This window comes from Leptolyngbya sp. ST-U4 (assembly GCF_039962215.1).
Taxonomy (GTDB): domain Bacteria; phylum Cyanobacteriota; class Cyanobacteriia; order Elainellales; family Elainellaceae; genus Leptolyngbya_A.
Genome location: NZ_JAMPKZ010000005.1, coordinates 14,102 through 28,242, shown reverse-complemented (window position 1 = coordinate 28,242; position 14,141 = coordinate 14,102). Strand labels below are relative to the sequence as shown.

Sequence of the window (14,141 nt, the reverse complement as noted above, 5' to 3'; positions counted from 1 at the left end):
GGCCAATAAGATCAGTTTGACATCCATCGTTGCAATCACACTCCTTTAGTTTTTGACGTTGACGGGTTGACAATGCAGGTTGACATTGATCGAGATTCTACCGAATCCAATCCACGAAAGACGATCGGGCAAAGGAGGGATATTCTCGGCTTTCGGGATCAAACCAGGCTAAATGCAGCACTGCTGGATCAAAGCCAAATTAATTTATCCGATTGTGGAGCAAAAATCGATGGGGTAACGAGGATGAACTAATATTCTTTACGATCGTGCTTTGTTAGGCCTTTATTTTTTATTCTGCAACTTCTGGTTTTCCCCTGTGCTATCTGCTTCCCCATCCGCTGATGGTTTCCCGATCGCCCCCGAATGGCTTTCCCGTGATGCAACCGAGGTTGCTCCCGACCTGCTGGGCTGTACTGTCGTGCGCCAGTTTGTCGACGGACAGATTTATCGGGGATTAATTGTGGAAACCGAAGCCTACACGCCCAACGATCCAGCAATGCACGCCTACCGAAGGGAAACCGATCGCAACCGCGTCCTATTCGGCAAAGCTGGGATGAGCTATGTCTATCGCATCTACGGCATGTATCACTGTTTTAATGTCGTCACTGATCTAGAAGGCAGACCAAGCGCGGTTTTGTTCCGTGCCCTGGAGCTTGACACACTGCCGGAATGGATTACTCCCCCCGATGCCGCCAAACCTCACCGCGCCGCCGCTGGACCTGGAAAACTCTGCCGCCTCCTCAGGATTGACACCAGCCTCACCGCCCAGCCGCTTCAGCCAGGAAACCCGCTCTGGCTCGAACACCGCAGCCCCGCCTGGCAAACCCAGCTAGATTCCGGTCAGCTCGAATTCGTTCAAACGACCCGCATCGGCTTAACTCAAGGCATTGACCTGCCTTGGCGATGGTATCTCAAACACTCAAAAGCCGTTTCCCGCCGCTAAAGCCACCTACCCCTCACTCACCAAACTCAAACTTTTCCTAACACTGCAGACAAACTCACTCCAGCAATGCGATGCTAGAATCGTAATGATGTCAAAATTCACCTTATTTCCGATTGGGATACCGGGTATGAGGTCAGGACAATGAAGTCAAACAGAGCCTAGAATAAACGAACGCTGTCCGCCATCCTGCGAGTTCATCATCGCCAAGTTATAAATTACCAGGTTGCAAATTCTCAGGTTACAAATTCCCGATCGAGATTAATACTCTTTCTTGCCACTTGTTCTGTCTTTACTAGCTCATTGCAATGGTTACAACTCCGCCGCGATCGATTTCTCCTGCACCCAAAGTTTCCAAAGTCGAAGGAATTAAAGAGCGTAGCCATGCGCTGCGAGAACCTGTCGCTACAGAAATTCTTCAGGACACCACCCACTTTAGCGAAGACGGGATTCAAATCCTCAAGTTTCATGGCTCCTATCAGCAGGACAACCGCGACAAGCGGGTCAAAGGGCAGGAGAAAGACTATCAATTTATGCTGCGAACCCGCAGTCCGGGCGGTTTTATCCCTTCACAGCTTTACCTGACGCTCGATCGCCTCTCGGAGCAGTATGGCAATCACACCCTGAGAGTCACTACCCGCCAGGCCTTCCAGATCCACGGCATTCTGAAGCGCAACCTGAAAACGGTGCTGGCAGAGATGATTCGCAACATGGGATCAACGTTAGGAGCCTGCGGCGACATTAACCGCAATGTCATGGCTCCGCCTGCCACCTACAAGAATAAACCTGCCTACGTCTACGCCAAAGAATATGCCGATCGGATCGCCGATTTGCTGGCTCCCCACACAGGCGCGTACTACGAAATTTGGCTGGATGGCGAGAAGGCAATCACCGCAGAACCTCACCCAGACGTAATCGCAGCCCGTCAGCGCACCCGTGAAGGAGTGACAATTCCTAACAACGAGGAACCCCTGTACGGCACGTACTTTATGCCGCGCAAGTTCAAAATCGCCATCACGGTTCCGGGCGATAACTCGGTGGATCTGTTCTCGCAGGATGTGAGCCTGGTGGTCATCCTTAACGATCGCGATGAGCTGGAAGGCTTCAACGTTTATGCAGGCGGCGGACTGGGACGGACGCACAATAAAGAAGAAACGATCGTCCGTGCTGCAGACCCGATCGGCTATGTAGACAAAGACGATATCTATGACCTGATGCAGGCGATCCTGGCAACCCAGCGCGATAACGGTGATCGGGCAAACCGTAGACACGCCCGGATGAAATACCTGCTGCACGACTGGGGCGTAGACAAGTTCCGCGAAACGGTCGAAGGCTATTTTGGCAAACCGATTCAGCCCTTCAGACCGCTGCCTGAGTTCAAGTACGAAGACTACCTCGGCTGGCACGACCAGGGCGATGGCAAGCTGTTTTTGGGCATCTCGATCGAAAACGGGCGCGTGAAGGACGAAGGCTCCTTCCAGCTCAAGACGGCTCTGCGCGAGATCGAGGAGAAATTTGCGCTGCCGATACGCCTTACGCCCAATCACAACGTCATTCTGTCGGAAATCGATCCAGCAAACAAAGACGAGATCCAGGGCATTCTCGATCGCTGCGGCGTGAAAAAAGAGACGGAAATTGATCCGCTCGTTCGCTACTCAATGGCTTGTCCTGCGCTACCCACCTGCGGCCTGGCAGTGACGGAATCCGAGCGAATCATGCCTTCGATCCTCGATCGCATTCGCGCCCTGCTCAACAAAGTTGGACTACCGCAGGAATCCTTGGTTACCCGCATGACAGGCTGCCCGAACGGTTGTGCCCGTCCTTATCTGGCAGAGCTGGGCTTTGTGGGTCAGTCGCCGAATGCTTATCAAATCTGGCTAGGTGCTGAGCCAAACCAGACGCGCCTCTCGGCTCCCTATTTGGACAATATGGCGATCGATGATCTGGAGGTGACGCTGGAGCCGCTGTTTATTTACTTCAAGCAGTCGCGTCTGCCTGAGGAAAGCTTTGGTGATTTCTGCCATCGCGTCGGGTTTGAGGCGCTGCGTCAATTTGCGGCAACCTACGATCCCACCGTTCTGGAAGAGAAAATAGCCCCGACTAGCAAGCCTCGCCACCGAATTTCGGTTCGTCCTGAGCTGTATCAGCGATTCAAGGACATGGCAACCGAGCAGGGCAAACCAATGACGGAACTGGTCAATGCAGCGATCGAGGCATACCTGAACGGATTGCTTTAGTAGGATGAATTAGCGCAGCGTAACGGATCTTCTTCGATTGCCGGGGGTGATGCGCTCCTAATCCAATGAACGCTTGAGGATAATTCGCTAAAATTCAGCTTCCTCTCAGAATTGGGGGGAAGTTTGTTGTTGGGGTTTGTTGTTGGACAGTGCGAGCGGGGCAAGATGAATGATGAATTCTGACCAGCATCCAAACCGAGAATTCGCCAGACTCTGGGAATCAAGTATTCCTGGAATTGAGCTGTATCACGCTCACTTGTCTCGCCATCGCTTTGGCAAACACTTTCATGAGTCTTATACGATCGGCATGAACCTCAGCGGTCAGGGCTGCTTTCAGCATGGAGGCCAAACCTATATCGCCTCGCCCGGCAGTTTTCATTTGATCAATCCGGGCACTGTGCATACCGGAGCAGTGCTGCCCCAAACTCACTGGAGCTTTTGTGATCTGTACCTCAGCCTGTCGATCGTCGAAACGGTGCTGACACAGCTTGAATGGCAGGGACAAATGCCTGCATTTCGTGAACCGGTAGTGGCGGATCGATCGCTGCAAACCATATTTTACCAATTGTTTCATGCCCTGAGCCAACCTGCTTCTCTGCTTGAACAGCAGTCCCTTTTACTCAAAGCTTTGTCTCAGCTTTTTCTACGTTATGCGTCCTGCCGCGATCGAATTTCTCTGCCTCAGCCCGAATCAAAAGCCGTTGCTCAAGTCCGGGCATACCTGGAAGCGCATTATGCTGAATCCGTTTCGATCGACACTTTAGCTAATCTCGTCGGGTTAAGTCCCTATTACTTAATTCGCAGTTTTCAGCAGCAGGTGGGCTTGCCGCCCCACGCCTATCAGAAGCACTGGCAGCTCATGCAGGCAAAGCGATCGCTCCGCAGTGGGAAGCCTCTGGCTGAGATTGCGCTAGAAAGCGGTTTTTATGACCAGAGCCACCTGAACCGCAGTTTCAAACAAACCTTTGGCATCACGCCGGGACAGTACCGCAAGAGCAATTTTGTCCAAGAGAACTGAGCCGCAGCACTGGTAGCTTAAGGGCGGGATTAAGCGACGGGATTTGGGCAATGGTTTCTGCAAAAAGCTTTTTCAACGACCTCTCTTTTTCGGCGATCGTCGCTGGATTTGTGACGGTATTAGTCGGGTTTACGAGTTCTGCGGTGATTGTGTTTCAGGCAGCGCAAACCCTGGGTGCATCTGAGGCAGAGATTGGCTCCTGGATGCTGGCTCTAGGGTTAGGCATGGGCATCACCTCTATCGGGCTATCACTGCGCTACAAAGTGCCGATCGCGACCGCCTGGTCTACTCCGGGAGCCGCCATGTTAACGACCGCAGCCGCCGGAATTCCAATGGCAGAAGCAGTCGGAGCTTTTCTGATTTCGGCAGTGCTGATGACGCTCTGCGGCTTTAGCGGCTGGTTTGAACGTGCGATGAATCGGATTCCGGTGTCGATCGCCTCTGGAATGCTGGCAGGAATTCTGTTGCGCTTCGGGCTAGAGATCTTTACTGTGATGCAGACGCGATTTCTCATGAGCTTTGCCATGTTTTGCGCCTACCTCCTGGCTCGTCGCCTGCTGCCTCGCTATGCCGTGATTGTAGCTCTACTGGTCGGGACGGCGATCGCTAGCCTCCAGGGATTAATGCACTTTGAAACCATTCAGTTGCAGTTCGGTCAGCCAATTTTCACTTCGCCTCAATGGTCGATCGCCGCTTTGGTTGGGGTTGCCCTGCCTTTGTTTGTCATTACAATGGCATCGCAAAATGTTCCGGGTGTTGCCGTGATCCGTGCCTCTGGCTATCAGGTTCCCATTTCGCCGCTGATTGGCTGGACGGGAGCTGCAACGCTGGTTCTTGCGCCTTTTGGCGGCTATGCAATCAATCTGGCAGCCATTTCTGCCGCGATTTGCTTGGGACGCGAAGCGCACGAAGACTCCTCAAAACGATATATTGCCGCTGTTGCTGCCGGAGTCTTTTACGCACTGATTGGACTATTGGGTGGAACAGTAAGTGCGGTTTTTGCTGCCTTTCCCAAGGAGTTGGTTTTAGCGATCGCAGGGCTAGCTCTGCTGGGAACGATCGGCAATAGCTTAGCCGTCGCGCTGACTAATGAGAAACACCGAGAACCTGCCCTGATTACCTTTCTCGTGACCGCATCGGGCATTAGCTTACTTGGTGTTAGCTCCGCTTTCTGGGGACTTGCCGCAGGCGGACTCGCGATCGTCATTCTGCAAGCAAAACGCTAGTGCCAACTGTTCAAACAACCGCTTAAGCCTGATTTGTAATACTCATTCGATCGCTTTCAAACTGCGTCGGAATATCATCGGGTTCGATCGTCATTAGTATCTCGTTGGTAAAGTTAGACAACACTGCTAAGCGATTTGCCTGCCGCTCGATCGTCTTTTCAAATAAATTTCTGATCAGACGACCGTTTCCAAAGTTTCGATCGCGGTTAACGTACAGATTTTCTAATAGCTGATGCAGTTTTTCACGGGCAGTCGGAGTCAGTTTAAAGTGGCTTTTTTCGCCCATTTTCTCGTAGATTGCCAGCAGTTCTTCGGGCGTGTAGTCTTTGAAGTAAAAATAACGGTTAAACCGAGATTCTAAACCTGGATTTGATCCAATAAAGTGGGTCATTTCATCGGTGTATCCAGCAACAATCACAACCATTCGATCGCGGTAATCTTCCATTCGTTTGAGCAAAATATCGATCGCTTCTTGCCCAAAATCTCGTCCTGATTCTTCAGGAACCAACGCGTATGCTTCGTCAATAAATAGGACGCCATCCAGCGCAGAATTAATTAAATCATCCACTTTTTTTGCTGTTTGACCGACGTAGCCTGCCACCATTCCAGAGCGATCGGTTTCGATGAGCTCGCCTTTCTTCAAAAAACCCAAGCCGCGAAAAATCTTGCCCATTAATCGCGCCACCGTGGTTTTGCCCGTTCCCGGTGGACCGCAGAAAACACAGTGCAGCGAAACCGAGGTTTGTGCCAGTCCGCGTTCGGCTCGCACCTTTTGCACCTTCAGGAAATTTGTGAGCGTTTGAACTTCTTCTTTGATGTTGGCTAAACCGACTAATTCTTGCAGTTCTGTTAGCGTTTTCTCGAGAAGCCGGGCTGGATCTTCTGATGCAGATTCATCTGGCTTTACTCCATCTTCCCCGGCTGATTCAGCCGTTTTAGTTGCAGGAAAACCGTCCTGATAGCGATCGAGCTTCTGATAAGTATGAAGCATTTGCCAGACCTGCGAGAGGGCTTCCATTTCTGCTAACGAAATAGCGTCATCAGCTTTTACAATCGTCTGAGCAAATTTATAAATTGCGTTGGTAATTGAGTCGAGGTAATGGGTATTTTTTTCTTCGTCTAATCGGTTCAAAACAGAAGGCAGCATCAGGCGATCTTCGGGCTGTCCCTGCGTCAGGTTCAGCATGATTTGCAGCGTAATTTTTTGATATTTGATGCGATCGTCTGTCACATCCCATCGGTTTAAAGCCGCATATAGCTTTTCGCCATCTTCCTTCAGCAGCGCGTATAGCACCAGATAAGCAAGCAGTTCGGTCGATCGCAGTTCGCCATTGCTGCGCCCGCAAATTTGAATAATTTTGGCAATGTCAACCAGAATGAGCTCTGTGAATCCGGCATCGATCGATAGGAGGGGTATCAGGGCTTTGTGCAGCAGATTTGCCTCTTTTTTAACAAGACTAGAATTCACAGAAAACTCCTCTTCTCACTTCTTTTCCCATTCAGTTACCAAAACACCTTTCAGAGGCTGTTTGAGCAGTCGCAGAGGTGCCACATTGTCCCCTAAATCCCTAATTTTGGGAAACTTTGAGAGTCAGAATAACCTGGCGCGGTTTCCCCCAGGATTAGGAAACAAAGGGGCAGTTCGGAAGGATTACTGCTTTTCAAACAACCTTTCTAAGAGGCAAGCATTTGCACCAGGAACTTTTACTTCCTGCAAAAAACATTACCGCAAATACTTTGTCTCTACCGTCTATCGATCGACCCATCCCCCCGATTATCCCGGCTCCCCTGATTCCCCTTCTGCCCTTTTCCTCAAAGGTTGATTAGGAGGCTGAACTTCTTCACTTTTACCTTTAACAGGCGGCAAATGATCAACCAAGCCCAGCTCAAACGCGATATCAGGTAGTTGACCCGCAATGTATTTGCCGGGAGTGAAAACCCGAGCCGGAGTGAAACAGACCTGACGCAACTCGACAATTTCATCTGGAAAAAACGAACTTCTGCTAAAAATGCGCTGCTCAAACGATGACATTGCTTGCTCCTGTCTTTTCGTCTTGAGGGATTGCAGGCACAGCGATTTCCCCTTCCGGGAACTGCGAAGCCACCGCCCGAACCGCATCGACCTGCTGCTGATAATCGGCATTCGCGAGAACCGGACGAGCTCCATCAGGAGATAAGCTTTCTGCCAAATTAATCCACGATTTACAGCCGCCATATTCAGTCAAATAAGGAATTTCAACCGCTTGCGGCAATCTGTGAACGCGCAGCAACAGCACCGATAGGGGTAAACGCGGCTTCCATTTCAGGCGTTCCGTTACAAAGGCTTCATTCCAAATATGCAGGGGCAGCAGAGCTTCGACGATCGCAGCATCACTCACCTCGAAGCGATCAGTGATCTCAGCCCACGCAGAAATCCTAACCGTCTCCGGATGCCAACCCGAAGGGACGGGCGTGACTCGATTTGCGTACCCCGGCTTGAGTAAATGGGGCTTTTGATGTTCATAGGTGGGATACAGCCAGAAGGGGGAATCGGCGATCTTAAACTTGCCACCCGGTTCTCGAATCCCACCTTTGCGAAGCAGGACGATTGTTCTTCCAGCAGTGAGGGCATCAACAGCAACTGCCCATTCTTTAAGCGCAGCAGTAAAGGGAGAAATCATCGTTTCGGGGAGAGCGAGTTGAAAGAAATTAAAGTTGAAGCCAAAATGCAAAAAAGACTGGCTTTCCCTGCCAGTCTAAAATAAATGTCGTTTTCTCAGTGGAAGAAACCCCGTTCTGCGCGTTCCCAATGCGGCAGGCGGGTAAGAGCAACTACAACTTAAGGCTGCCCTTTTCCAGTAAACATCGTAACAAAATACGTCGAGGTTCCGTCATAAAGGTTTACCTAAATTCTATCGAACGACATAACTCTTGCTGATGAGTGCAAATCGAACCGGCTGTGATAGAAGGCTGGTTAGTAGGGTTGGCGATCGCCTGCTCACCCCCCTCATCCGCCAAAGCCGCTCAGATTCTATATTTTGTTGAAATTTGTTTCCAGCGATCGCCAAGTGTGGGCACTCTTAACAGCGAAAATACGTCGCACTCTACCATGAGCGATCTCAAGAACCTTAGCGACGCAAGCCGATCGCATCTGCATTATTCGCAGTCGCGGTGAGGCGACATCAGGAGTTAAAAAGGATTATCCCTGTCGCTCGATTCGCATTTCATTTACTTCTGACTGAATTACTAAAGAGGAGTTTCCTATGCCAGGAGTTTGGTTTAACCCGAAGCGTCGCCATTTTGTTCAAACGGTATGCATCAGTACGATCGCCGTGCTGTCTGGTTATGGATCTGTGCCTGCTCAGGCTGAGAGTGTGCAGCCCGATCGCTTGCTAGTGGCTCAAATTCAGTCGGCTCCCCCCACGACCTCGCCCTCCCCAACGACAACCCCCACCACTGATACCCGCTTCACCTGTCAGATGATGAACGGGCAATACACGGTCATGTATAACCCCCAGAGCCAGCCCGGAGAAGCCTATCCCTGGGCAGCACCAGGACAAATGGGCGGAGGCTGGAGTGCCGATCGTCGCTGTCAGGAAATCAGCCGTCGCCTGGAGTTTTACCGTCCCGATGGGCTGCTGGAACTGCAAACGGCAGTTGAAAACGGCTATAACACGGTTTGCGTTACGACTGAGCAGGTTCCGGGCTGCCGGATTGTGTTGACGGTTCCTGAAGGACAAGACCCGATCTCGACCCGCGATCGTGTGTTTGCCAACCTCAGCACAGCCGATGGCGGACAAAATACCGCTGCCGTGTCAACCTACAGGGGAGACGGTGCTGGGTCGCTGCTGAACCAGATTGGGCAGGCAGTGGGCTTAGACCTTTCTTCGCTGACCGGAACTGGAACCAGAACCCGAAGCAGCAGCCGCAGCGGGATAAATCTGCGTCCATTCCTTGATCCCGCCGATGGAGGCACGGGAACTCGCCTGCGTTAACTGCTGCGCCAGTCCCCCTCTTAATGAGAGGAAACTAATGTAAGGAAACCAATGTGAGGAAATCTTCAAAATTCGAGGATTTCCTCAAATTTGTGTTGCTTGTTGCTGCGAACCCGATAGACTGCTGTTAACGCATTCCCTAAACGTGATACTATCCCTTTTGCCGCTCCGAGAGGAGTGTCCTTCGTTTCACCGCCTAATTTTCATCGCCCAAATCAACGTTCATGCAACCACACCATTCGCTTCATCGCACCAAAATTGTGGCAACGATCGGTCCTGCCACAAGCAGTCCAGAGGTTTTACGCGAATTGATTCAGGCGGGAGCAACCACACTGCGGCTCAACTTCTCCCACGGGACGCACGAAGACCACCAGCGCAGCATTCGTCTGATTCGGCAAATTTCGTTTGAACTGAATCAGCCCGTTGGCATTTTGCAAGACCTTCAGGGACCGAAAATCCGTCTGGGTAAGTTTGAAAACGGCTCCATTACGCTTGAGAAAGGCGACCCCTTTATCCTGACGAGCCGCAAGCTGCCGGGAACCCAGGAAATTAGTTCTGTCACCTATGGGCCGCTGGCGGAAGAAGTCCCCGAAGGCGCAACGATTTTGCTGGACGATGGGCGCGTGGAGATGCGGGTGGAGAAGGTCGATCGCGTCAACAAGGAATTGCACTGTCGCGTTGTTGTCGGTGGACCGTTATCGAACAGCAAAGGAGTTAATTTCCCCGGCGTTTATCTGTCGATCCGGGCAATGACGGACAAAGACAGAGAAGATTTGATGTTTGGGCTGGATCAGGGTGTAGATTGGGTTGCGCTCAGCTTTGTGCGAAATCCGCAGGATGTGCTGGAGATCAAAGAGATGATTTCCAGTGCGGGTAAAAATGTTCCGGTGATCGCCAAGATCGAGAAGCATGAGGCGATCGAGCAAATGGAGGCAATTCTCTCGCTTTGCGATGGCGTGATGGTAGCACGGGGCGATCTGGGCGTGGAACTGCCTGCGGAAGAAGTGCCCCTGCTGCAAAAGCGGCTGATTGCAACTTCTAATCGGCTGGGCATTCCGGTGATTACAGCAACGCAAATGCTCGACAGCATGGTGAACAATCCGCGTCCGACTCGTGCCGAGATTTCCGACGTGGCAAACGCCATCCTTGATGGAACTGATGCGGTAATGCTGTCGAACGAAACTGCCGTGGGCAAATATCCGGTAATGGCAGTCGAAACGATGGCAAGAATCGCTATGCGAATCGAACAGGATCAGTCTCCAAACCGCAGCTTTGACATTATGGCGGGGCGATCGATCCCCAACGCAATTAGTCAGGCGGTCGGAAGAATTGCTGAGCAGCTTCAGGCAGCCGCGATTATGACTCTGACCAAGACCGGAGCCACTGCCCGCAACGTTTCTAAATTTCGCCCCAATAAGCCGATCCTGGCAGTAACGCCCCATGTCGATGTCGCACGACAGCTTCAGCTCGTATGGGGTGTGCGTCCGCTCCTGGTGCTGGATTTGCCTTCAACGGGTCAGACCTTCCAGGCAGCAATTAACGTAGCTCAGGAAAAGAATTTGCTGCGAGAGGGCGATCTGGTCGTGCTGACCGCAGGAACGCTGCAAGGTGTGGCAGGCTCGACAGACCTGATCAAGGTAGATGTTGTAACGGCAGTGCTGGGCAAAGGCGTGGGCATTGGTCAGGGATCAGTAAGCGGTTGTGCCAGAGTGGTGCAGAACGGTCGGGAGCTAAGCAGCTTTAATTCGGGCGAAATTCTGGTCGTTCCAAAGACCAATGCAGATTATGTCGAAGCGATTCGCAAAGCAGCGGGAATTGTGACCGAAGAAGATAGCCTGACTAGCCATGCAGCGGTGATTGGCTTGCGGCTGGGAATCCCGGTGATCGTCGGCATGAAAAATGCAACCGAGGTCATCCGAGACGGCACGATTCTCACCCTCGATTTGCAGCGCGGCTTGGTCTACTCTGGCATGATGAATTTTGCTCAAACCGATGTGGCAATGACCGTTTAAGCAAGGGGTGGCAATCAGGATATTTCGCCGATCGTCCCGCAGCGGGAACTGCTTCATGTCGCCATTTCCTGATCATTGGTCAGGCTGCTGAATAGCAGAGTAGGGAGGAGAGGTCGATTCGATCTCTCTTTGTTCATTGGAGGTCTCGGTTGTAATTTGCATCAGGTTGGCTGGAGTTTGAGTTACCGCAAATTCGCAGTTCAGCAAGGAAACGATACAGGCAAGGGAAATTGAGCGGCCTCAACTGGAACCTGATGTTTAAGCCAGCAGCACGGGCAAGTTAAACCTGGGCAAGTTAAACCTAAGCACAATCCTCGATGCCATGAAGAATCCGCTGAAAAGGCTGCGCTTTTCGAAACAGAAAAAACCTACTTCCTCTGGTCAAACCGCTTCCTCGACTTCCCCCACTTCTAGCAGCAAGCCTAAGACATTAGCAGATTTAGAAAAAGAAATCGAAGCGGAAATGGCAGCAGAAGCAAAGCGGCTCAAAGCCGAACAGCAAAAGCCAAATCAGCCACTCCGCAAGGCTTCCCAATTGCCTCGTTACGCACTCATGCTGGCTCTGCTAGCGAGCATTCCAGTGGGGTTGGTGTGGCTAGTGAATTTGCCTTATCCTCCAATTCGTCGTCCGATCGCACGATCGGCTCCTTTGCTGCTGCTGCCAAGCTACATCCGGTTCGACAATCAGTTTAAAGGCGCGATCAATCAGGTTGAGCAAGCAAGACAACTAATAGACCAATCGACTTCTCTTGCCGATTTGAGCCGGGGATCGGAAAAGCTGGAGCAGGCAAACAAAAACCTTGATGGACTACCCATCTGGTTAGAAAGCGAGTGGCGAGAGGTCGCGGGTGCAAACTCTTGGTATGTCTTTGCCTATAGTGCCGCCGGATTTAACCTTGCTAGAGCAGAAGTCGGACGCCTTCAGGCAAAAATGTTTCAAGAAAAGAACGCTGAAACTAGATTGCTGGAAGCCGAAAAACAAATCGCTGCCGCGAAACAACAATATGCCGCTGCTCAAAACTTGCTGGTTCAGCAAACCGCGATCGGACAATGGGAAAAAGCGATCGAGCAGTTCGCTCAAATTCCGCCCGAAACGTTAGCAGGCAGACTTGCTCCGCAAAAGCTTGATGCTGCTCAGAATGAGTTTATTGCCGTGATTGGGCAGTCCAGCACATTGCAGAGCCAGGGTGAAATTGGGGCAGCAGCGCAGTTTGCTCGGAGAGCTGCCGAAGCCAGTCAAAACCCACCTCATCCGGTTGAAGAATGGCAGCGGGTGGAATCTTTGTGGCAGGAGGCGATCGATCGCTTGTCCAAAATCTCGTCAGAAGATTCAGCAGGCTATCAGCAGGCGCAAACAAAACTTGCCCAGTATCGGGATAATCTGGAGCAGATTCAGATTCGCAAGCAGCAAGAAGCGGACTCAGTGAAGGCTCTGGAGCAGGCAGAGGCATTAATCGAGATTCTGGTGGCGAACCCACCCCCAAATAATCGATCGCTCAGTGTCAGCCTTCAGCGGATTATTCGCGAACTTGAGAAAGTGAAGAACGGCACGACAGTCTACCAGAAAGCGCAGAACCGGCTTCAAAACGCCCAAAGCAAGCTAGACCAAATTTCTCCCAAAGCTAAAAGCTAACGGCAATTTCCTCCAGCGAGCCCAGGTTTAAAGCTCCTGACAGACAAATTCGGTTTCGATTCCCGCCTCGTCCTCGGTTTGACTCGGTTCAGAAGCTTTGATTTCGTCAAGCATTTGCCACACTGTTGGCAGCAGCTCATCCAGTCCGCTTCCCGAAACGGCAGAAATGATGAAGACCGGACAGCCGCTTCGATCGTGTAATTCGGCTGCGAGGTCGTTGGGTAGCGTGCTATCGGGCGGCAGAGCGTCGATTTTGTTAACGGCAAGAATCTGGGGACGATCGGGTAACCCGCGATCGTATGCCTCAAGCTCAGCTTGGATCGTTTCGTAGGCAGCGATCGGGTCTTCAGAAGTCACATCGATCAGGTGCAGCAGCAGCCGGGTTCGTTCAATGTGGCGCAGAAAGTCGTGTCCCAGTCCGGCTCCCTGGTGTGCCCCTTCGATCAGTCCGGGAATGTCGGCAAAAACAGTTCCGTCTCCGGTGGGCTTTCGCACCACGCCGAGGTTAGGGATCAGGGTGGTAAACGGATAATCGGCGATTTTGGGACGGGCAGCAGACAGGGCAGAAATCAGGGTCGATTTGCCTGCATTGGGTAAGCCAATAATTCCTACTTCTGCCAGCAGTTTCAGCTCCAGCCGAATGGCGCGTTCTTCTCCGGGAAGTCCGGGCAGAGCATTTTCGGGGGCGCGGTTGCGGTTGCTGAGAAAGTGACGGTTGCCGAGCCCGCCTTTGCCGCCTTGCGCGACGAGCAGGGTTTGTCCGGGCGTGACCAGATCTCCAACAATCTCATCGGTTTCGATGTCGTAAACAACTGTGCCGCAAGGCACTTCAATGTAAAGATCGTCTGCTGAAGCTCCGGTCATGTTTTTGGGACCGCCGCGCTGACCGTTTTTTGCCTTAAAAATGCGGGCGTACTGAAAGTCCAGCAGGGTTTGCAGATGCTCAACTGCTTTCAGATAAACCGATCCACCTGCACCGCCATTGCCGCCCGCAGGACCGCCCGCAGGCACATATTTTTCGCGCCGGAAGGCAACCATGCCATCTCCGCCTGAGCCTGACTGAACTTCAATTTCTGCCTGATCGATAAACTGCATGATCTG

At 51.9% G+C, this 14,141-nt stretch carries 12 protein-coding genes; 8 read left to right on the top strand and 4 right to left on the bottom strand.

All coding sequences use genetic code 11. The features are described 5' to 3' along the window. The first annotated feature begins 316 nt into the window (after nucleotides 1-316). From NDA02_RS10610 to NDA02_RS10595, 4 genes are all read left to right on the top strand, one after another. Complete coding sequence (locus tag NDA02_RS10610; protein WP_347277882.1) at nucleotides 317-943, top strand: DNA-3-methyladenine glycosylase; 627 nt, start codon at nucleotides 317-319, stop codon at nucleotides 941-943. A gap of 305 nt (nucleotides 944-1,248) precedes the next feature. Beyond that, the gene (sir, locus tag NDA02_RS10605; protein ID WP_348254934.1) at nucleotides 1,249-3,177 is read left to right on the top strand and encodes a sulfite reductase, ferredoxin dependent; all 1,929 of its coding nucleotides are present in this window, start codon (nucleotides 1,249-1,251) and stop codon (nucleotides 3,175-3,177) included. Nucleotides 3,178-3,346: 169 nt separating this feature from the next. Beyond that, nucleotides 3,347-4,195 carry an AraC family transcriptional regulator gene (locus NDA02_RS10600; protein WP_348254932.1) on the top strand — a complete coding sequence of 283 codons (849 nt, stop codon included), beginning with the start codon at nucleotides 3,347-3,349 and terminating at the stop codon, nucleotides 4,193-4,195. A gap of 50 nt (nucleotides 4,196-4,245) precedes the next feature. Continuing rightward, on the top strand, nucleotides 4,246-5,421 hold the full coding sequence (locus NDA02_RS10595; protein ID WP_190792197.1) for a benzoate/H(+) symporter BenE family transporter: 1,176 nt from the start codon (nucleotides 4,246-4,248) through the stop codon (nucleotides 5,419-5,421). Between the two features lie 22 nt (nucleotides 5,422-5,443). Here the strand turns inward: NDA02_RS10595 and NDA02_RS10590 are convergent, their stop codons facing one another. The 3 genes from NDA02_RS10590 to NDA02_RS10580 all read right to left on the bottom strand — a co-directional run bounded on the left by NDA02_RS10590 (nucleotide 5,444) and on the right by NDA02_RS10580 (nucleotide 8,081). Beyond that, nucleotides 5,444-6,439: an AAA family ATPase gene (locus tag NDA02_RS10590; RefSeq protein ID WP_348255004.1), complete on the bottom strand. Its 996-nt coding sequence runs from the start codon at nucleotides 6,437-6,439 to the stop codon at nucleotides 5,444-5,446. 756 nt (nucleotides 6,440-7,195) lie between these two features. Beyond that, the gene (locus NDA02_RS10585; RefSeq protein WP_190794520.1) at nucleotides 7,196-7,453 is read right to left on the bottom strand and encodes a hypothetical protein; all 258 of its coding nucleotides are present in this window, start codon (nucleotides 7,451-7,453) and stop codon (nucleotides 7,196-7,198) included. Next, nucleotides 7,440-8,081, bottom strand: coding sequence for a DUF1802 family protein (locus NDA02_RS10580; RefSeq protein ID WP_190794521.1), 642 nt, complete (start codon nucleotides 8,079-8,081; stop codon nucleotides 7,440-7,442). The genes NDA02_RS10585 and NDA02_RS10580 overlap by 14 nt, the downstream gene beginning before the upstream one ends. A gap of 260 nt (nucleotides 8,082-8,341) precedes the next feature. On the opposite strand from NDA02_RS10580, the gene NDA02_RS10575 reads away from it, so the two are divergent. From NDA02_RS10575 to NDA02_RS10560, 4 genes are all read left to right on the top strand, one after another. Next, on the top strand, nucleotides 8,342-8,575 hold the full coding sequence (locus NDA02_RS10575; protein ID WP_190794522.1) for a hypothetical protein: 234 nt from the start codon (nucleotides 8,342-8,344) through the stop codon (nucleotides 8,573-8,575). An 88-nt stretch (nucleotides 8,576-8,663) separates the two neighbouring features. Beyond that, nucleotides 8,664-9,395 carry a COP23 domain-containing protein gene (locus NDA02_RS10570; protein WP_190794523.1) on the top strand — a complete coding sequence of 244 codons (732 nt, stop codon included), beginning with the start codon at nucleotides 8,664-8,666 and terminating at the stop codon, nucleotides 9,393-9,395. A 224-nt stretch (nucleotides 9,396-9,619) separates the two neighbouring features. Then, nucleotides 9,620-11,407 (top strand): pyruvate kinase, encoded by a 1,788-nt coding sequence (gene pyk / locus NDA02_RS10565; protein ID WP_190794524.1) that lies wholly within the window; start codon nucleotides 9,620-9,622, stop codon nucleotides 11,405-11,407. 322 nt (nucleotides 11,408-11,729) lie between these two features. Continuing rightward, nucleotides 11,730-13,040: a hypothetical protein gene (locus tag NDA02_RS10560; protein ID WP_190794525.1), complete on the top strand. Its 1,311-nt coding sequence runs from the start codon at nucleotides 11,730-11,732 to the stop codon at nucleotides 13,038-13,040. A 27-nt stretch (nucleotides 13,041-13,067) separates the two neighbouring features. Here NDA02_RS10560 and obgE read toward each other — a convergent pair whose 3' ends face one another. Beyond that, nucleotides 13,068-14,135, bottom strand: a complete 1,068-nt coding sequence (gene obgE, locus NDA02_RS10555; protein ID WP_190794526.1) for a GTPase ObgE — start codon at nucleotides 14,133-14,135, stop codon at nucleotides 13,068-13,070. Nucleotides 14,136-14,141: the final 6 nt, after the last annotated feature.